The organism is Streptomyces sp. NPDC023527 (assembly GCF_055560115.1).
Genome location: NZ_JBVHJJ010000002.1, coordinates 298,167 through 316,466, shown reverse-complemented (window position 1 = coordinate 316,466; position 18,300 = coordinate 298,167). Strand labels below are relative to the sequence as shown.

16 protein-coding genes are annotated in these 18,300 nt (G+C 72.9%); 13 read left to right on the top strand and 3 right to left on the bottom strand.

Annotation, left to right across the window (positions count from 1 at the left end; translation table 11 throughout):
- Positions 1-2: 2 nt before the first annotated feature.
- The 12 genes from ACZ303_RS04915 to ACZ303_RS04860 all read left to right on the top strand — a co-directional run bounded on the left by ACZ303_RS04915 (position 3) and on the right by ACZ303_RS04860 (position 15,421).
- Positions 3-833, top strand: coding sequence for a carbohydrate ABC transporter permease (locus tag ACZ303_RS04915; protein WP_467335100.1), 831 nt, complete (start codon positions 3-5; stop codon positions 831-833).
- Positions 830-2,083 carry a 6-phospho-beta-glucosidase gene (locus ACZ303_RS04910; RefSeq protein WP_467335097.1) on the top strand — a complete coding sequence of 418 codons (1,254 nt, stop codon included), beginning with the start codon at positions 830-832 and terminating at the stop codon, positions 2,081-2,083. The genes ACZ303_RS04915 and ACZ303_RS04910 overlap by 4 nt, the downstream gene beginning before the upstream one ends.
- On the top strand, positions 2,074-3,060 hold the full coding sequence (locus tag ACZ303_RS04905) for an N-acetylglucosamine kinase (protein WP_467335095.1): 987 nt from the start codon (positions 2,074-2,076) through the stop codon (positions 3,058-3,060). The genes ACZ303_RS04910 and ACZ303_RS04905 overlap by 10 nt, the downstream gene beginning before the upstream one ends.
- Positions 3,061-3,464: 404 nt before the next feature.
- Positions 3,465-3,881: an apotyrosinase chaperone MelC1 gene (gene melC1 / locus ACZ303_RS04900; RefSeq protein ID WP_467335093.1), complete on the top strand. Its 417-nt coding sequence runs from the start codon at positions 3,465-3,467 to the stop codon at positions 3,879-3,881.
- A 49-nt stretch (positions 3,882-3,930) separates the two neighbouring features.
- Complete coding sequence (melC2, locus tag ACZ303_RS04895; RefSeq protein WP_467335091.1) at positions 3,931-4,755, top strand: tyrosinase MelC2; 825 nt, start codon at positions 3,931-3,933, stop codon at positions 4,753-4,755.
- Between the two features lie 276 nt (positions 4,756-5,031).
- Positions 5,032-6,420 carry a hypothetical protein gene (locus ACZ303_RS04890; protein ID WP_467335089.1) on the top strand — a complete coding sequence of 463 codons (1,389 nt, stop codon included), beginning with the start codon at positions 5,032-5,034 and terminating at the stop codon, positions 6,418-6,420.
- A gap of 119 nt (positions 6,421-6,539) precedes the next feature.
- Positions 6,540-7,478 carry a glutamate ABC transporter substrate-binding protein gene (locus ACZ303_RS04885; protein ID WP_467335088.1) on the top strand — a complete coding sequence of 313 codons (939 nt, stop codon included), beginning with the start codon at positions 6,540-6,542 and terminating at the stop codon, positions 7,476-7,478.
- Positions 7,479-7,592: 114 nt separating this feature from the next.
- Positions 7,593-8,924 carry a hypothetical protein gene (locus ACZ303_RS04880; RefSeq protein WP_467335086.1) on the top strand — a complete coding sequence of 444 codons (1,332 nt, stop codon included), beginning with the start codon at positions 7,593-7,595 and terminating at the stop codon, positions 8,922-8,924.
- Entirely contained in the window at positions 8,917-11,451 is a 2,535-nt protein-coding gene (locus tag ACZ303_RS04875) for a serine/threonine-protein kinase (RefSeq protein WP_467335084.1), read from the top strand. The genes ACZ303_RS04880 and ACZ303_RS04875 overlap by 8 nt, the downstream gene beginning before the upstream one ends.
- A gap of 3 nt (positions 11,452-11,454) precedes the next feature.
- Complete coding sequence (locus ACZ303_RS04870; RefSeq protein ID WP_467335082.1) at positions 11,455-12,744, top strand: protein phosphatase 2C domain-containing protein; 1,290 nt, start codon at positions 11,455-11,457, stop codon at positions 12,742-12,744.
- 124 nt (positions 12,745-12,868) lie between these two features.
- The gene (locus ACZ303_RS04865) at positions 12,869-14,245 is read left to right on the top strand and encodes a vWA domain-containing protein (protein ID WP_467335080.1); all 1,377 of its coding nucleotides are present in this window, start codon (positions 12,869-12,871) and stop codon (positions 14,243-14,245) included.
- 189 nt (positions 14,246-14,434) lie between these two features.
- Entirely contained in the window at positions 14,435-15,421 is a 987-nt protein-coding gene (locus tag ACZ303_RS04860) for an FHA domain-containing protein (RefSeq protein WP_467335078.1), read from the top strand.
- Positions 15,422-15,432: 11 nt separating this feature from the next.
- On the opposite strand, the gene ACZ303_RS04855 is transcribed toward ACZ303_RS04860, so the two are convergent.
- Positions 15,433-16,410, bottom strand: coding sequence for a methyltransferase domain-containing protein (locus tag ACZ303_RS04855; protein WP_467335076.1), 978 nt, complete (start codon positions 16,408-16,410; stop codon positions 15,433-15,435).
- A 158-nt stretch (positions 16,411-16,568) separates the two neighbouring features.
- On the opposite strand from ACZ303_RS04855, the gene ACZ303_RS04850 reads away from it, so the two are divergent.
- Positions 16,569-16,970: a globin gene (locus ACZ303_RS04850; RefSeq protein WP_467335074.1), complete on the top strand. Its 402-nt coding sequence runs from the start codon at positions 16,569-16,571 to the stop codon at positions 16,968-16,970.
- A 102-nt stretch (positions 16,971-17,072) separates the two neighbouring features.
- On the opposite strand, the gene ACZ303_RS04845 is transcribed toward ACZ303_RS04850, so the two are convergent.
- Both ACZ303_RS04845 and ACZ303_RS04840 read right to left on the bottom strand, forming a co-directional pair.
- Positions 17,073-17,837, bottom strand: a complete 765-nt coding sequence (locus ACZ303_RS04845) for a DUF8185 domain-containing protein (RefSeq protein ID WP_467335073.1) — start codon at positions 17,835-17,837, stop codon at positions 17,073-17,075.
- Positions 17,834-18,298 (bottom strand): acyl-CoA thioesterase, encoded by a 465-nt coding sequence (locus tag ACZ303_RS04840; RefSeq protein ID WP_467335071.1) that lies wholly within the window; start codon positions 18,296-18,298, stop codon positions 17,834-17,836. The genes ACZ303_RS04845 and ACZ303_RS04840 overlap by 4 nt, the downstream gene beginning before the upstream one ends.
- Between the last annotated feature and the right edge of the window lie 2 nt (positions 18,299-18,300).

The window sequence follows — 18,300 nt, the reverse complement described above, 5'->3', positions numbered from 1 at the left end:
GGATGAACCGTCGTCGTGCCCTGCACTGGATAGCCGTGCACACCGTCGCGGTGGCCGCCGCACTCTTCTTCGTCCTGCCGTTCGTCTTCGTCCTCCTCACCTCCGTGATGAGCGACGAGCAGGCGATGAGCGGCGAACTGTGGCCGCACGAATGGCACTGGTCCAATTACACCGAGGTCTTCCGCACCCCCGGCTTCCTCGACTGGTGGAAGAACTCCCTGCTCTACGCGGGACTGGGCACCCTCTTCACCGTGTGCTCCGCGATCCCGGTCGCCTACGCGCTCGCCAAGTTCCGCTTCCGGGGGCGCCGGCCGGCCATGATGCTCGTCATCGCCACGATGATGCTGCCGCCCCAGGTGATCGTCATTCCGATGTATCTGGTGTGGGCGCAGCAATTGCACCTGTCGGGCTCACTGTGGCCGCTGATCATTCCGATGGCGTTCGGGGACGCGTACTCGATCTTCCTGCTGCGGCAGTTCCTGCTGACCATACCGACCGAGTATCTGGAATCGGCGCGGATCGACGGCTGTGGTGAACTGCGCTCGCTGATACGCGTCGTGGTGCCGATGGCCAGGCCCGGTATCGCGGCGGTCGCGCTCTTCCAGTTCTTCTACTGCTGGAACGACTACTTCGGACCGCAGATCTACGCCGCACAGAATCCGGGCGCGTGGACGCTGTCGTACGGACTCGAATCCTTCAAGAGCGCGCACAACGTCAACTGGAATCTGACCATGGCCGCCACGCTGCTGGTGATGGCGCCGGTCATCGTCGTCTTCTTCTTCGCACAGAAGGCCTTCGTCGAAGGCGTCACACTGACAGGAGTAAAGGGTTGAAGCTCGCGGTAGTGGGTGGCGGCTCGACGTACACCCCCGAACTCATCGACGGATTCGCCCGGCTGCGCGGGACGCTGCCCCTGGAGGAGCTGGTCCTCGTCGACCCCGCCGTCGACCGGCTGGAACTGGTCGGCGGGCTCGCCCGGCGGATCTTCGCCCGGCAGGGGCACCCCGGCCGGATCACCTGGACCGCGGACCTGGACGCCGGCGTGGACGGCGCGGACGCCGTGCTGATCCAGCTGCGCGTGGGTGGTCAGGCGGCCCGCGAGCGGGACGAGACCTGGCCCCTGGAGTGCGGCTGCGTCGGCCAGGAGACGACGGGCGCGGGCGGGCTCGCCAAGGCGCTGCGTACGGTCCCGGTGGTCCTGGACATCGCCGAGCGGGTGCGGTGGCGCAACCCCGACGCCTGGATCGTGGACTTCACCAACCCGGTGGGGATCGTGACCCGCGCGCTGCTGACGGCCGGGCACCGGGCCGTCGGGCTGTGCAACGTCGCCATCGGCTTCCAGCGGAAGTTCGCCCGGCTGCTGGGGGTGGCACCGGAGGCGGTCTCCCTGGAGCACGTCGGGCTCAACCACCTGACCTGGGAGCGGTCGGTGACGGTCGGCGGCCGGGACGTGCTGCCGGAGCTGCTGGCCGAGCACGGGGCAGCGGTCGCCGAGGACCTGCGGATGCCGCGCGCGCTGCTGGACCGGCTCGGCGTGGTGCCCTCGTACTACCTGCGCTACTTCTACCAGCACGACGAGGTCGTCCGGGAGGCGCGCACCAAGCCCTCGCGCGCCGCCGAGGTGGCCGATATGGAGCGGCAACTGCTGGCGATGTACGGCGATCCGCGGCTCGCGGAGAAACCGGAGCTGCTGGGCAAGCGGGGCGGCGCCTTCTACTCGGAGGCGGCGGTCGCGCTGACCGCGTCGCTGCTGGGCGACACCGGCGACGTCCAGGTGGTCAACGCCCCCAACAACGGCACGCTGCCGTTCCTGCCCGACGACGCGGTGATCGAGGTGCCGGCCGCGGTGGACGCGCGCGGGGCGCGCCCGCTGCCCGTACGGCCGCTGGAGCCGCTGTTCGCCGGGCTGGTCGCGAATGTCACCGCCTACGAGCACCTGGCGCTGGAAGCGGCGCTCCACGGCGGACGCGAGCGGGTCTTCCGGGCGCTGCTCGCCCATCCACTGATCGGCCAGATCGCGTACGCCGACAAGCTCACCGACGATCTGATCGCGCACAACCGGGAGCATCTCGCGTGGACGTGAGGGGCACGCTGCTCGCGATCGACGCGGGCAACAGCAAGACCGATGTGGCGCTGGTGGGTGGGGACGGCGTGGTGCTCGGCGAGGCGCGCGGCGCAGGCTTCGACCCGCAGCGGGTGGGCGCCGGGCGGGCGGTGGCGGGCCTGTCGCCGATCATCGCCGAGGCGGCGGCGCGGGCCGGGGTGCCGGTCCCCTTGCGGGTCCGGCACGTCCGGGCGTGCCTGGCCAACGCCGATCTGCCGGTGGAGGAGGAGCGGCTGACCGCGGAGATCGAGGCGCGCGGCTGGGGGCGTACGGTCACGGTCGCCAACGACACCTTCGCCCTGCTGCGGGCGGGGCTGCCGGACACGGGCGAGCCGACGGGCGTGGCCGTGGTGTGCGGTGCGGGCATCAACTGCTCCGGGCTGGCCCCGGGGGGCCGGACGGCGCGGTTCCCCGCGATCGGGCGGATCTCGGGCGACTGGGGCGGCGGCGGGTTCCTGGCCGAGGAGGCGCTGTGGTGGGCGGCGCGCGCGGCCGACGGCCGGGGCGGCCCCAGCGAGCTGGCCCGCGCGATCCCCGCGCACTTCGGGCTGTCCGGCATGCCCGAGCTGATCGAGGCGCTGCACCTGGGCGCGGTGGAGCGGGTCCGGCGCCATGAGGTGACGCCGGTGCTGTTCGCGGTGGCCGCCGGCGGCGACCCGGTCGCGCGGGCGATCGTCGCCCGGCAGGCGGAGGAGGTCGCCACCATGGCGTGCGTCGCGCTGACCAAGCTGGAGCTGCTCCACGCGCGCGTGCCGGTGATCCTGGGCGGTGGTGTCCTGGCGGCCCGGCACCCCCTGCTGCACGGCCGGGTGGTGGAACTGCTGGCCGAGCGCGCGCCGCGCGCCGTGCCGCTGGTCGTCACGGCACCGCCGGTGCTCGGTGCCGCACTGCTGGCCCTCGATCACGTGGCGGCACCGACGGCCGCGTATGAACGGCTGCGCGGGCACTACGCGTAGACGTGTCGCCTTTACTTCGGAATCCATGCCTCCATGCATGGATTCGGCAGTATCGGCACACTCTTCACGTCATGTTCACATCGTGAGAGGCGTCACCGCGGAAGCTCATCCTCCGCAAATCTTTCTGTAGCGATGCCCTCCGGCCGCAGAATTTTCTGACACGGCGTCAACAAGGTCATGCGCCAGAAATTCCTCATCTGGCATTTGTTGACCATTCATGCACCGAATGTCCGTAAAGCGGCCAACCATTTCATTCCTCCGCCATGGTCGTGCAAGCATCCGGCCCGCACGGATTGATCACGAAATACAACAGGCAACCGCCATCAACAGTGATTTGCGGTGCATTCGTGACAACTCCCGCTTGCGACCCATCGATCCGCGTCCCGTTCAAGGGGGAATGACCCATGCCGTCCATGTCATCCAACGTCACCCGACGTGTTGTCCTCAGAGGAACCGCCGTGGCCGTCGCCGGGGCCGCGCTCGCCGCGCCCTCCGCGCTGGCCGTCGGCCGCGCCGCCATGCCGGCCACGGCAGACCACTCCGGCCACGGGGGCCACGGCGCCCCCGAGGCGTTCGACGAGGTCTACCAGGGCCGCCGCATCGTCGGTAAGGCCGCCGCGGCCGGCAGCCACGGCGCCCACCACGGCGGCGGCTTCTCGGTCTTCGTCGACGGCGAGGAACTGCACGTGATGCAGAACGCCGACGGCACCTGGATCAGCGTGGTGAACCACTACGAGCCCTTCGCCACCCCGCGTGCCGTGGCCCGTGCCGCCGTCGACAAGCTCCGGGGCGCCACGCTCGTCCCGATCGCGGTCTCCTGATCCGCCACTGCCCTTCCACCGAACCCCATCCGAGAGGACCCGACTCACCATGGCAGTGCGCAAGAACCAGGCGAGCCTGACCGCCACCGAGAAGCGCAACCTCGTCAACGCCCTGCTGGAGCTCAAGCGCTCCGGCGACTATGACGGATTCGTGCGTACGCACAACGAGTTCATCATGAGCGACACCGACAGCGGGGACCGCGTCGGCCACCGCTCGCCGTCGTTCCTGCCCTGGCACCGCCGCTTCCTGATCCAGTTCGAGCAGGCGCTCCAGAAGATAGACGCCTCGGTCACCCTGCCCTACTGGGACTGGACCGCCGACCGCAGCGCCACCTCCTCCCTCTGGGGCGCCGACTTCCTCGGCGGCACCGGCCGCAGCCGCGACTCGCAGGTGACCACCGGCCCGTTCGCGTACTCCACGGGCAAGTGGAACATCAGCGTCAGCGTCGACAGCCGGCCCTACCTCCAGCGCGAACTCGGCGCCGGAGTCCGCGAGCTGCCCACCCGCGCCGAGGTGGACTCCGTCCTCGCCATGACCACGTACGACATGGCCCCCTGGAACAGCGCCTCGACCGGTGGCTTCCGCAACCACCTGGAAGGGTGGCGCGGGGTGAACCTCCACAACCGCGTCCACGTGTGGGTGGGCGGCCAGATGTCCAGCGGCGTCTCGCCCAACGACCCCGTCTTCTGGCTGCACCACTGTTTCATCGACAAGCTGTGGGCCGACTGGCAGCGCATGCACCCGACTTCGCCCTACCTGCCGGCCGCCGGCACCGCGAACGTCGTCGACCTCAACGACACCATGCGCCCCTGGAACAACGTCACGCCGGCCGACATGCTGGACCACACGAAGTTCTACACCTACGACCGCTGACGGTCGCCTCCCCTTCGAGGTCCCTTCGAGTCCCCTTCCGGGTCCTGAGCGGTGCAGCCCGGCCCGCTCCGGCCCGTGACGGCCCGGGAACCGAACGGGCCCGGCGCTCGTGGTGGGTTACAGAGGCCGACGCCGACCCGGCATTGATCGCGATCCGAACAAGATCGCCGCGGTACCGGTGTGTTTGTCAGTCCCTCCGGCCATACTGCTGGCCGGGCACCTGTTCCCCGGCACGCCGGGTGACAGGCCACCCACAGCGACCAAGGGGGAGGTCTCGTGTCACACCCGCAGCCGGCCGGCGCCGCCGCGCCGCCGCCGCCCGCGCCCGCCCGCCCGGCCGCCTGGCGTGAGGCGGCCGACCGCCTGCGGGCCGCCGCGACGACCGAGCCGGGCCGGCTGCGCATCATCGGAGCCCTCCTCGCCGCGGTGCTGGTCGCCTTCGGCGCCGTCACCGCGTGGCAGGTCGACGACCGGGCCTCGGCCGCCGACGCGGTCGTGGGCGCCAGCCAGCCGCTGAGCGCCGACGCCGCCGAGATCTACCGCTCCCTCGCCGACGCCGACACCACGGCCGCCAGCGGCTTCCTCGCCGGCGGCCAGGAGCCGCACGCGGTCCGGCAGCGCTACGAGAAGGACATCGCGCTGGCGTCCCGACTGCTGGTGAAGGCCGCCGCCAACACCGACGGCTCGGACGCGTCCCGCCGGGAGATAGCCCGGCTCAACGAACTCCTCCCGCAGTACACCGGCCTGGTGGAGTCCGCCCGCGCCAACAACCGGCAGGGCCTCCCGCTGGGCGGCGCCTATCTGCGCAACGCCGGCGACCGGATGCGCCTGGAGCTGCTGCCCGCCGCCCGCCGGCTCTACGAGACGGAGACCGGTCGCCTCGGCTCCGACTACGCCGACGCCAAGTCCTGGCCGTGGGCCGCGCTGGCCACCGGCCTGCTCGCCCTCGGCGCCCTCGGCTGGGCCCAGCGGCGCACCTACCGGCGCACCAACCGCGTCTTCAACCACGGCATGCTGGCCGCCACCGCCGCGGCCGGCGTGGTGCTGCTGTGGCTGGTCGTCGGCCATGCCGTGGCCCGCTCGGACCTGGAGAGCTCCTACACCCACGGCGCCAAGTCCCTCCAGGTCCTCAACGAGGCCCGGATCGGCTCCCTCCAGGCCCGCGGCGACGAGAACCTCACCCTGGTGGCGCGCGGCTCGGTGCTCACCGCGAACGGCGACGACGCGTACGAGACGGCCTACCGCGACGGCATGCGCAAGCTCATCGGCGCCGGCGGCGGGGAAGCCGAGCGCGGCACCCTCCTGGAGCGTGCCAGGGGCCTCGCCGACGACTCCGCGGGCCGCGACCCGGTGGACGCCGCCATCAAGGACGTACGGGAATGGCAGGTGCGCCACGGCGAGGCCCGCACCGCCGACGACAACGGGCTCTACGAACAGGCCCTGCCGAAGGTGATCGGCGAGAAGGGCAGCACAGGCGAGTCCTTCGACCGGGTGGACACCGAGCTGCGCCGGGCCCTGGCCCACGAGCAGCGCGAGTTCCGCCGGGACGCCGACGACGGGCGCGGGGCCCTGTCCGGGCTGGCGGCCGGGGCAGCCGTGCTGGCCGTGCTGGCGGCGGCGGGCGCGGTGGTGGGCATCGGGCGCAGACTGTCGGAGTACCGGTGACGGGGGGAGGCGGAGCCATGCGGACACCGACGACGGAAGAAGGACCGCGGGAACAGGCGGTGCACGAGCGGGAAGCGCGGCGAGCGCCGAAGGCGCGCGGAAGGCGGCGGCCTTGGCGGATGGCCTCCGTCGTCGCCGCGGCGGCCGTGTGCGCGCTGGCGGTGACCGCCGCGGTCGCCGTCCCGTTCGACGGGGACCGGGCCACGACCGGGCCCGCCGCGCCGGCCGACGAGGCCGCCGCCGCTCCGGCGAAGTGCGCCGATCCGGAGGCGAGTCTGCGGCCGTCGGCAGGGATGGACGGCCCGGCCGTGCGGCGGATCAAGGACCGCGGGCGGCTGATCGCCGGCGTCGACCAGGACAGTTACCGCTGGGGCTACCGCAATCCGGCGACCCGCGAGCTGAGCGGCTTCGACATCGACCTGGTGCGTGCCATCGCCAAGGACATCCTCGGCGACGCCGACAAGGTCACCTTTTTGACGATCCCCACCAGCCAGCGCATACCCGCCCTGGAAAAGGGCAAGGTGGACATCATCGCGCGCACCATGTCCATCACCTGTGACCGGATCGAACAAGTCGCCTTCTCCACCGCCTATTTCGACACCGGACTTCAGCTGCTGGCCCCCAAGGGGTCATCGATCAAAGCGTTCGACGACACGCTGAGAGGGAAGAAGGTCTGTGCGGCCAAGGGGGCCACCGCGGAGACCGTGCTGAAGGACGAGCCGCACGGCGCGTCCCTGCTGGCCGTGCCCAACCAGCTCGACTGCCTGGTGCGGCTCCAGCTCGGCCAGGCGGACGCGGTGCTCACCGACAGCGCCCTCGCCGCCGGTCAGGTGGCTCAGGACCCGGCCGTCGAGCTCGTCGGACAACGGTTCACCGACGACTCGTACGGCGTGGCGATGAACCTCAAGGACGTGGACCTGGTACGCCGGGTCAACAAGGTGCTGGAGGATTACCGCGGCGGCGGCGACGGCAGCGCGTGGATGCAGGCGTACCGCAAGTGGCTCGCCGTCGGACTCAAGGGGATCACCGCCCCGCCGGAGCCCAAGTACCGGGACTGACAAGCACCGGGACCGACCGCGGGGCGCCGGACCGACACAGGGCCGACACTGGACTGACGAGCACCACCGTTACGGACACGTCCGCGGCGCGGCCGGGGACAGGAGAGGGGATCGATGGCGGTCGCGGGACCCACCGGGCCGGCCTTGAGCCGCGAGGAGGTGGACCGTGCGCTGGCGCGGCTCGGCGCGGAGCACGAGGCCGTCGAGTCCTCGCTGCTCGCCCTCCAGGACCACGCCGGCCGCCGTCTTCTGGAGGGCGCGGAGCTCACCGGTGTCACCAAGAACAAGTGGGCGGTCGCCGAACAGCTCATCAGTCAGTTGTGGACGTGCTTCGACGCCTACAGCGCCGCACTGACCGCCGCCCGCCGGCTGCGCGGCCGGCGCCGCTGGCCCACCCAGGCGGAGCTGTCCGAGCTCACCGAGCTGCTGCGCGGCAGCGGCGTCACCCTGCCCGGCGGAGGACACACCGCGACCTCGCTCGCGCCCCTGGGCACCGCCGCCCGCCTCAGTGAGCGGCTGAGCCTCCAGGAGCTCCTGGAGCGGATGAACGGCTGGTACGCCCAGGCGCTCGACGTGGTCGTCGCCGCCGACGCCGTCTGGTCCGCCCTGCCGGCCCGTATCGACCTGCTCGCCGCCGAGTTGCGGCGCACCCGCGCCCTCGCCCACTCGGTGGGCGTACGGCCCGGTGAGCACCCTTCCGGCGACGACCTGGAGCGCATCACCGAGGAGCTCGCGTCGTTGCGGTCCGAGGTGATATCCGATCCGCTCACCTTCTGGGCCGGTGCCTCGCCGAGCTCCGCGCCGGGCGGCGGCCGGCCCGACACCGACCGCTACGACCGTGCCGCGCGCGCCCTGGAGGACGTCCGGCGCGAGGTCGAGGCGGTCCTGGACGTCCGGCAGGACTCCGAGCAGCGGCTGATGCGGGTGCGGGACGTCCTCTCGCGCGCGGACCGCACGCTGAACGAGGCCCGTCAGGCGCGCGCCGAGGTCCTCTCCAAGATCGCCGCCTCCGAGGTGCCGGCCGTCTCCGGGCCGCCGACGGCGCTCTACGAACAGCTGGCGGCCGCCGCCGAGCACCGCAGACACGCCCGGTGGCACCGCTTGTCCCCGCTCCTGGAGGGCCTGGAGCGGCGCGCGGAGGAGGAGTTGCTGCGCGCCCGCGACTCGCTGACGGCCGTCACGGCGCCGCTGGCCGTACGGGCCGAGCTGCGCGGCCGGCTGGACGCGTACAAGGCCAAGACCGCGCGGTTCGGCCTGGCGGAGGACACCTTCCTCACCGAGCGCTACGACGCGGCGCGCCGCATGCTGTGGAGCGCGCCGTGCGATCTGATGGCCGCCGAGCAGGCCGTGCTGCGCTATCAGCGGGCGCTGGCGGAGGCTCTCGCCCCGCCGTCCGCGACCGGGACCTCCGGGCCCGTCGACCACGTAGGGGGGACTCATGAGTGACGCCGCCTGCCAGCGGCCGGGCTGCGCCGGTTCGTACGAGGACGTCGGTGGCGGGGAGCTGTACTGCGACACCTGCGGGCTCACGCCGGTGGTCGCGCCGGGCGGAGCGCTGTCCTCGCCCGCCACGGGCGTCACGGCCGGTGGCCGGGCGGGCGGTCGGAGCAGCGGCTCGCAGGGCAGTGAGCGGGCCGGTTCGGGCTCCTCGTCCCGGTCGTCCTCCAGGTCGTCGCGGTCCGCGTCCTCGCGCCGGTCGGTGTCGGGGCGGCTGTCCCTGTCGAAGGGCTCGCAGGCCACGGTGGGCGCCCCTTCGGTGTCGGTGCGCAGCACGCGGTCGGCGTCGGCGGCCTCCTCCGGGCGCGGCAAGCTGGGCGCCGGGCTGGTCAGCGTGCCGGAGGTGCCGCGCCCCGACCCGCGCGCCGCGGTGCTGGCGAACCCCGAGGTGCCCGAGCGCAAGCGGTTCTGCAGCAAGGGCGACTGCGGTGCGCAGGTGGGGCGTTCGCGCGGTGACCGGCCGGGGCGCACGGAGGGCTTCTGCACCAAGTGCGGGCACCCCTATTCCTTCGTGCCGAAGCTGCGGCCGGGCGATGTGGTGCACGGGCAGTACGAGGTGGCGGGCTGTCTCGCGCACGGCGGCCTGGGCTGGATATACCTGGCCATCGACCGTGCCGTCTCCGACCGCTGGGTGGTCCTGAAGGGCCTGCTGGACACCGGGGACGAGGACGCGCTGGCGGTCGCCGTCTCCGAGCGGCGCTTCCTCGCCGAGATCGAGCACTCCACCATCGTCCGCATCTACAACTTCGTCGAACACCTCGACCAGCGGACCGGCAGTCTCGACGGCTACATCGTGATGGAGTACGTCGGCGGCAAGTCGCTCAAGGAGATCGCCAACGAGCGGCGGCGGCCGGACGGGCGGCGGGATCCGCTGCCGGTCGAGCAGGCGTGCGCGTACGGCATCGAGGCGCTGGACGCGCTCGGCCATCTGCACAGCCGCAAACTGCTGTACTGCGACTTCAAGATCGACAATGCCATCCAGCAGCAGGACCAGCTGAAGCTCATCGACATGGGCGCGGTCCGGCGGATGGACGACAACGACAGCGCGATCTACGGCACGATCGGCTACCAGGCCCCCGAGGTCGCGGAGCTGGGCCCGTCCGTGGCCTCCGACCTGTACACCGTGGCGCGCACCCTGGCGGTGCTCACCTTCGACTTCCAGGGCTACACGAACGTCTTCGCGGACAGCCTTCCGGACCCCGGCAACATCGAGGTCTTCACCCGCTACGAGTCCTTCTACCGGCTGCTGGTCCGGGCCACCGACCCCGATCCGGGGCGGCGGTTCGCGTCCGCGCAGGAAATGGCGGACCAGCTGACGGGCGTGCTGCGGGAGGTCGTGGCGCTCCAGACGGGGCGGCCGCGGCCCGCGCTGTCGACGCTGTTCGGGCCGGAGCTGCGGGTGGTGGACACCCGGTTGTTCGCGGAGACGGACGGCGGGACGTCCGCGCTGGGCGTGCGGGAGACGGGCCGCGCGGCCCTGCCGGGCGCCCCGGCACCTGCCCAGCCGCCGCCGGGCACCGCCGCGGGGCCACTGGTCGTCGCGGCCCTGGACACCCCGGCCGCGGCCCTGGCGCTGCCGGTGCCGCTCGTCGACCCGGGCGACCCCAACGCCGGCTTCCTCGCGGGCCTGCCGGCCTCGCACCCCGCCGAGCTGTACGCCGCGCTGCGGAGCGCCCCCATGGAGTCGCTGGAGCTGCGGCTGCGGCGCATCCGGACGCATGTGGAACTGGGCGAGGGCACGCTGGCGTCGAAGGCGGTGGGGAGCCTCGAGGCCGCCCATCCGGACGACTGGCGGATCGTCTGGTACCGCGGACTGCACGCGCTGGCCTTCGGTGACCACGAGACCGCCGCGCTGTCCTTCGACGCCGTCTACGACGCGTTCCCGGGCGAGCCGGCGCCGAAGCTGGCGCTGGGGGTGTGCGCGGAGGTGCTCGGTCAGCTCGACAACGCCGCCGAGTACTACCACCTGGTGTGGGCGACCGACCCGAGCTTCGTCAGCGCCGCGTTCGGGCTGGCCCGGGTGCGGCTGGCCGCGGGCGACCGGACGGGCGCGGTGGCCGCGCTGGAGTCCGTGCCGGAAGCGTCCATCCACTTCACCGCGGCGCGCGTCGCGGCGGTACGGGCCCGGCTGCGGCAGCGTTCGCCGAAGGAGGCGCTGCTGGACGACCTGGTGGCCGCCGCCGGGCAGGTGGAGCGGCTGGCGGACTTCGGGCTGGACGCGGTGCGCCGGGAGCGGCTCGCCACGGAGGTGCTGGGCTGCGCGCTGGACTGGGTGCTCTCGGGCGCCCCGGGCGCGGCCGGCCCGCCGCACGGGGCCCGCGCTGCCACACTGCTCGGCAGCGGCTTGGAGGAGCGTGGCCTGCGCTTCGGACTGGAGCGCTCGTACCGCGTACTGGCGCGGCTCGCCCAGCGTGGTGAGGAACGGATCGAACTGGTGGAGCGGGCCAACCGTTTCCGCCCCAGGACATGGGTGTGATCGATGTCGCAACTGCCGCGACCCCCGCAACTGACGGCGTGCCCCGTCTGCCACGAGCCCCTGGAGCCGGGCGACAACTTCTGCGGCGGCTGCGGCGCCGACCTGTCGGCGGTGCCGCCCATGCCGGACAGTCCGCCCGACGACTGGCTCGTCGCGCCGCCCGAGGGCGGGCCGGCCGCCCGCGACGCCCCCGCCCCGGGGCCGACCGCCCCCTGCCCGCCGCCGGGCACCGACGCCTCCGCGGGCCCCGGCGCCCCCGCACCGTGCGATCCGCGCACGGCCGTCGGGGTGCCGGCGCAGGCGGCGCACGGCGTCTCCGGCGCGCCGCCGGAGCCGGGGGCCGCCCATCCGGGCGCGGAGGGGGCCGGCCGGACCTGTGGGTCCTGCCGATCCGGCATGATCGACAAAGACGGGTACTGCGAACACTGCGGACATGCACAACCGCGCGAACGGGATCACATGGAGCACCAGTTGCCAGGCGTCGCGGCGGTCAGCGACCGCGGACTGCGCCACCACCGGAACGAGGACGCCTACGCGGTGTCCACCGTGGCCCTCACCGACGGCGGTCCGGCCACCGTCGCCGTCGTCAGTGACGGCGTCTCCTCCGCGACCCGCCCCGACGAGGCGTCGGCCGCCGCCTGCGCCGCCGCGCGCGAGACGCTGGTGACGGCGCTCCCGCAGGGCGCGGACCCACGGCAGGCCACCCACGACGCGATCGTCCGGGCCGCCGAGGCCGTCACGTCCCTGGCGGCGTCCCCGGCCGCGAACGAGGCGCGCGAGCACGAGACGCACCGCCACGAGAACGCCCCGGCGTGCACGATCGTCACCGCCGTCGTCGCGGGCGACCTGCTGACGGTGGGCTGGATCGGCGACAGCCGCGCCTACTGGGTGCCGGAGGACCGCGCCACCCAGCCCGCGCGGCTCACCGAGGACGACTCCTGGGCCGCCCAGATGGTCGCCGCGGGCCTGTTGTCCGAGGCCGAGGCGTACGCGGACGAGCGCGCCCACGCGATCACCGGCTGGCTGGGCGCGGACGCCTATGAGATCGATCCGCACACCGCGTCGTTCCACCCGGACCGGGAGGGCGTCGTCATCGTGTGCACCGACGGGCTGTGGAACTACGCCGAGTCGGCCGAGCAGATGGCCGCGATCACGGCGCCGGACGCCCGGTCGCGACCGCTGGAATGCGCACGGCAGTTGCTGGCCCACGCTCTGGACGGAGGGGGCCACGACAACGTAACAGTGGCCGTACTGCCGTTCCCGCTGCCGCCCGAGGGGGCAGGATCGGCCTGACGGCCTGCCGTCAACGGGGGGAAAAGCACGCCGGTGTCGCTTTCGCGGCACCGCGCGCCTGTCCGCCCGTCGCGTCACCCCTGCGAACACCTGTGTGTCGGTGGAGTACCGAGGAGCGGATCAGATGGCCAATTTCTCCAAGTCGGGTGTGCCCCAGTTCTCGGTGGAGGTGTATCAGAACGCGCACCTTCCCGAGGGCGGCCGTGAGGTGAACGCGATCGTCACGGTCACCGCCACCGGCGGGGGCACCACGGCAGAAACGCCTCTGGTGCCTCATCAGCCCCCCTCGGCCCATGCCGTGCGGGCGCCCGCCCCCGAGGCGGCGGTCGTCATCATGGTCGACTGCTCCGGTTCGATGGACTACCCGCCCACCAAGATGCGCAACGCCCGGGACGCCACCGCGGCCGCGATCGACACCCTGCGCGACGGGGTGGCCTTCGCCGTGGTCGCCGGTACCCATCAGGCGAAGGAGGCGTATCCGGGCGGCGGACGGCTGGCGGTGGCCGACGCGACGACCCGGCAGCAGGCCAAGGACGCGCTGCGCAAGCTCACGCCGGGCGGCGGCACCGCCATCGGCACCTGGCTGCGCCTGGCCGACCGGCTGCTGGCCTCCTCCGACGTGTCGATACGCCACGGCATCCTGCTGACCGACGGCCGCAACGAGCACGAGGAGCCGGAGGCGCTGCGCACGACGCTGAACGTGTGCGCGGGCCGGTTCACCTGTGACGCGCGGGGCGTGGGGACGGACTGGGAGGTCAAGGAGGTCACGGGCATCGCCTCGGCGCTGCTGGGCACCGCCGACATCGTCGCCGATCCCTCGGGTCTGGCCGCGGACTTCACGCGGATGATGGAGACCACGATGGGCAAGGAGGTCGCGGACGTCGCCCTGCGCCTGTGGACTCCGCAGGGCGCCGAGGTGCGGTTCGTCAAGCAGGTCGCGCCGTCCGTGGAGGAGCTGACCGGCCGGCGGGTCGAGGCGGGGCCGCGCACCGGCGAGTATCCGACCGGTTCCTGGGGGGACGAGTCCCGCGACTACCACGTGTGCGTCAAGGTGCCGAGCGCCGCGGTGGGCGAGGAGATGCTCGCGGCCCGCGTCGCGCTCGTCCTGCCCGCGCCGGAGGGATCATCGCTGGGGGGATCGTCGCCGCAGGTGCTCGCGCAGGGTCTCGTACGGGCGATCTGGACGGACGACCTGTCGGCGTCGACGTCCATCAACCCGCAGGTCGCCCACTACACCGGGCAGGCGGAGCTGGCCCAGGTCATCCAACAGGGCCTGGAGCTGCGCAAATCGGGCGATGTGGACGGGGCGACGGCGAAGCTGGGCCGGGCCGTGCAGCTGGCGAGCCGCTCCGGCAACGAGGACACCGCCCGACTCCTCGCGAAGGTGGTGGACGTCGTGGACGCCGCGACCGGTACTGTGCGGCTGAAGGCAAAGGTCTCGGAGGAGGCGCGGATGACGCTCGAAACGCGCTCGACCAAGACCGTGCGTGTGAAGAAGTAGCGCGACCGGGACGATCGGCGCGACCGACTCGGCGGGGGCGCGCGGCGGGGCTCGCACGCCGAAGCGCCCCGAACCGGCTCGAAGCGCCTGAACAGCCCGGAACCACCCGTAACAGACCAGCAGCAGACCAGCAGCAGACCAACGACGACAGCCCGGCAACGAACGGCACACGAGGGGGAATCAACCGACATGCCGACCTGCCCGAACGGCCACCAGTCGGCGGCCGACGACTGGTGCGAGGTGTGCGGCCACCGGATGTCGGCGGCCCCCACCGGCGCCGTCCCGCCGCCGCCCCCGCCCTCCGGAGCTCCACTGACGTCCCCGGGCGTCGGCTACGGCTTCGGCGACGCGACCGTGCAGGCGGAGCTGTGCCCGCGCTGCCGTACGCCCCGCGAGGCGCAGGCACCTTTCTGCGAGGAGTGCCGGCACAACTTCCTGGCGGCCGCCGGAGGCTCGTTCGGGCCGCCGCCGGTCCCGCAGGCGCAGGGCTTCCAGTCGGCACCGCCACCCCCGCCGCAGCACACCCAGCCGCCGCAGTCGTACGAGTACTACGGCTCGCGCCCGTCCCGGATCAACCGCCCGGCCGAGCCGCTCACCCCGCAGAGCCACCCGGCGGCGCCGGGCTACGGCGACGAACCGGACGGCGACTGGCTGCTGTCCCCGCCGAGCGCCGGCCAGGCGCCGCCCGCCCCGCCCGCGCCGCAGTATCCGTACGAGCCGTACGCGCCGGGGGGCGCGCCGTCCTCCGTACCGCCGCAGTCCCCGGCGCCCGCCGGCTGGGTCGCGGTGGTCGCACCGGACCGCGAGTACTTCCTGGCGATGATGAACCGCAGCGGGCCCGAGGCGGCGGGGCTCAACCTCCCCGCCTACTCCCCCGAGCTGCAACTCCCCCTCAGCGGACACCAGGTGACCATCGGACGCCGCCGGCACAGCACCGGCGAGTCGCCCGACATCGACCTGTCCCGCCCGCCGGAGGATCCGGGCGTCTCGCACCAGCACGCCATGCTCGTCCAGCAGCCGGACGGCAGTTGGGCCGTCGTGGACCAGGACTCCACCAACGGCACGACGATCAACGGCTCGGAGGACCCGATCCAGCCCTACGTGCCGGTGCCGCTCGGCGAGGGCGACCGGGTGCACGTGGGCGCCTGGACCACGATCACCCTCCGCCGGGGCTGACGGACCCCTGGTCAGGTCCCCTCGTCGTCGTCCAGCGGCCATCGCCAGGGGCCGCCGGGGGTGTCCAGCCAGGCCCACTGACGGCCGTCGGCCACCGTCAGGCCGAAGCGCTCGCGCGGCGGGCGGCCCTCGTCGCGCCAGAAGGCGAGGGCGTCCGCCGGGTCGAACCGGCCGGCGGTCAGCGCCAGCAGGAAACGGAAACTGTCGCTCTGCATCAGGCGGCACGGGAGGCCGCCGCTGCGGGGCGAGGGGGGAAGAACATCACCCCGCAGCGGGACGAAGAAGGCGGGTGTCCGCAGAAACCTGCCTTCGGCATGGGTGCTGTCCGTGACCCGCAGCGCGATCAGCCCGGTGGCGAGCGGGGCGAGGATCAGCGCGCCCGGGCGGCTCTGTTCGAGCCAGGCGTCCGGGACGCGGGGAAGGGCGCACGTCGCCATCGTCCGGTCGAAGGGGGCCCGCGAGGAACAGCCGCGCGCCCCGTCGCCGGTGACGACCGCGGGGCGGAAGCCGGCGGCCGTCAGGTGGGCGCGAGCGGCGTCGGTGATCTCCGGGTCGAGGTCGACGGTGGTCACGGCGTCGTCACCGAGCCGGTGGGCGAGCAGGGCCGCGTTGTAGCCGGTGCCGGTGCCGATCTCCAGGACGGTGTGGCCCTCGCGGACGTCGAGGGCCTCCAGCATCCTGGCCATCAGGGAGGGCTGGCTGCTGGAGGAGATCAGCTCGCCGTCCCTCAGGTGCGTGGCCAGCGGCTCGTCGGCGTAGACGCCGGTCAGCCAGGCGTTGTGGGCACGGCGATCGGCGTCCTCCCGGGACAGCCGGCGGTAGCCGCCGCGGACACCCACGTAATAGGACGGCACGAACAGCTCTCTGGGCACCTCGGCGAAGGCCTCCCGCCACCGGGGATCGGTGAGGTCACCGCGGCTCTCCAGCTCCCCGACGAGCCGCGCCCGCAGGGTGGCACCGAGCTCGCTGTCCGGGTACGCACGGCCCATGACTCCACTGTGCGCCGCGGGGGGCTGCGGCGCGAAGCGTTCGGGGGCGGGTGTTCGGTGGGCTGTGATCGATGGACGGTGATGGGCGGACGGTGATCGGTGGGGCCCGTGGTCCTACATCGCCAGTCCTCCGCCGGGCCGTCTGAGACCATGGAGAGGTGAACAAGATTCCGCGCGGCACGCTTCAGGAGCAGACCTTCTACGAGCAGGTCGGCGGCGAGGAGACCTTCCGGCGCCTGGTGCACCACTTCTACCAGGGGATCGCCGAGGACCCCCTGCTGCGGCCCATGTACCCAGAGGATCTGGGACCGGCCGAGGAGCGCATGGCGCTCTTCCTCATGCAGTACTGGGGCGGCCCTCGCACCTACAGCGACAACCGCGGCCACCCGCGCCTGCGCATGCGGCACGCGCCCTTCACAGTCGACCGCGCTGCCCATGACGCGTGGCTGCGCCACATGAAGGACGCCGTGGAGGAACTGGACCTCACGCCCGCTCACGCGGAGGAGCTGTGGAACTACCTGACGTACGCGGCGGCGTCGATGATCAACACTGAGGAATGATCAGCCCGTCCCACCCATCCTTGGGCGTTTGAGGACCCGAGGTCCGGGGCGGAGCCCCGGCTACCGGAAAAGGGTGGGCAAGGGGAAAGAGCCCGTCCCCACCTACGCCGGCGTCACCACGAGCCCGCCAAGTCCCCCCGTACGGACAGCGATCGACCCGTACGGCGTACGCAACCGCAGCCACCCGCCCGCGGCGAACAACGCCAGCGGCTCGGCCGCGAGAAGAGCGGCCCCGCCCCGCCCGGCCTGCCGGGCGGCGGTGGCCCGTACGGGCCGCAGGAACCCCAGGGACTGCGCGGCATGCACCGCACGCAACGGCAGCCCCGTCTCACCCAGCGTCCGGGACCAGATCTCCCGGCCTATCCGGTCGCGCTCGACGCGCGTGCGACGCTGCTCGGGCAGCTCCGCGTCACGGGTCCGGAATTCGGCCACCGCGGCGGCGACCGCACCCTGCACCGCGGCCACGTCCGGGAGCCCCTCGACGCGCTGCCAGCCGCCGCGCGGCGGCAGCACGCCGGCCCAGGGCGGGCCGGTGACGGCGTCGGGGACGGAGATCTCCAGCCCGGCGCCGGCGGCACCCGGGCCCGTCGCCCGGGCCGCCGAGTCCAGGGCGTCCGCGAGCTGCCCGGCCGAGACGGTGACGTCCAGCGGAGCGTCCTCGGCCAGCCGCGCCGTGCGGATGGCGAGGACCTCGAAGGACGGCGGACGGCCGAACACGCCGAGGACGCCGCTTCCGGCCTGGAGCCGGACCGCGGCGGCACGGTCGTAGTGGATCAGCCGGGCGAGGAAGGCGACCAGGTCGGCCGCCTCCCCGGCATCGGCGAAGCGCAGCCGCTGCCCGTCGTGCGGGGCGAGGGGCGGCGTCATGCGGCGACGGCCCCCTTCGAGGGCGCGTCGGGCCGGCCGTCCTGGCCGGCCGTGTCGTCGTCCTGGAACTCGGCCAGGAACTTCTTCTCCTCGGCGGTGATCCGCCGCGGCCGGCCGGCCTCGAAGTCGAAGGGCACGACGACGGTGCGGGCACGGACGTAGACCTGCTCGTCGTCCTTGACCTCATAGGCGACGGTCAGGGACGCGGCGCCCACCTTCGTCACCCACGTCTCCACGGTCACCGGCGCATGCCGGTGCACCAGGGGGCGCAGATAGTCGATCTCGTGCCGGGCCACGACGGACCCGCCCTGGAACGACGTGCTCCCCTCCCCCGGCGCCAGCCGGAACATGAAGTCGATCCGCGCCTCTTCGAGATAGCGGATGAAGACGGCGTTGTTCACATGGCCGAAGGCGTCCATGTCCGACCAGCGCAGGGGGCAGGAGTACAGGTGACGGGCCACGG

Bases quoted from the DNA above. Each gene is read 5' to 3' on its own strand.
- ACZ303_RS04860 (WP_467335078.1), top strand. From the start codon at position 14,435: ATGCCGACCTGCCCGAACGGCCACCAGTCGGCGGCCGACGACTGGTGC.
- melC2 (WP_467335091.1), top strand. From the start codon at position 3,931: ATGGCAGTGCGCAAGAACCAGGCGAGCCTGACCGCCACCGAGAAGCGC.
- ACZ303_RS04865 (WP_467335080.1), top strand. From the start codon at position 12,869: ATGGCCAATTTCTCCAAGTCGGGTGTGCCCCAGTTCTCGGTGGAGGTG.
- ACZ303_RS04870 (WP_467335082.1), top strand. From the start codon at position 11,455: ATGTCGCAACTGCCGCGACCCCCGCAACTGACGGCGTGCCCCGTCTGC.
- ACZ303_RS04855 (WP_467335076.1), bottom strand. From the start codon at position 16,410: ATGGGCCGTGCGTACCCGGACAGCGAGCTCGGTGCCACCCTGCGGGCG.
- ACZ303_RS04915 (WP_467335100.1), top strand. From the start codon at position 3: ATGAACCGTCGTCGTGCCCTGCACTGGATAGCCGTGCACACCGTCGCG.
- ACZ303_RS04845 (WP_467335073.1), bottom strand. From the start codon at position 17,837: ATGACGCCGCCCCTCGCCCCGCACGACGGGCAGCGGCTGCGCTTCGCC.
- ACZ303_RS04880 (WP_467335086.1), top strand. From the start codon at position 7,593: ATGGCGGTCGCGGGACCCACCGGGCCGGCCTTGAGCCGCGAGGAGGTG.
- ACZ303_RS04885 (WP_467335088.1), top strand. From the start codon at position 6,540: ATGGCCTCCGTCGTCGCCGCGGCGGCCGTGTGCGCGCTGGCGGTGACC.
- ACZ303_RS04875 (WP_467335084.1), top strand. From the start codon at position 8,917: ATGAGTGACGCCGCCTGCCAGCGGCCGGGCTGCGCCGGTTCGTACGAG.
- melC1 (WP_467335093.1), top strand. From the start codon at position 3,465: ATGCCGTCCATGTCATCCAACGTCACCCGACGTGTTGTCCTCAGAGGA.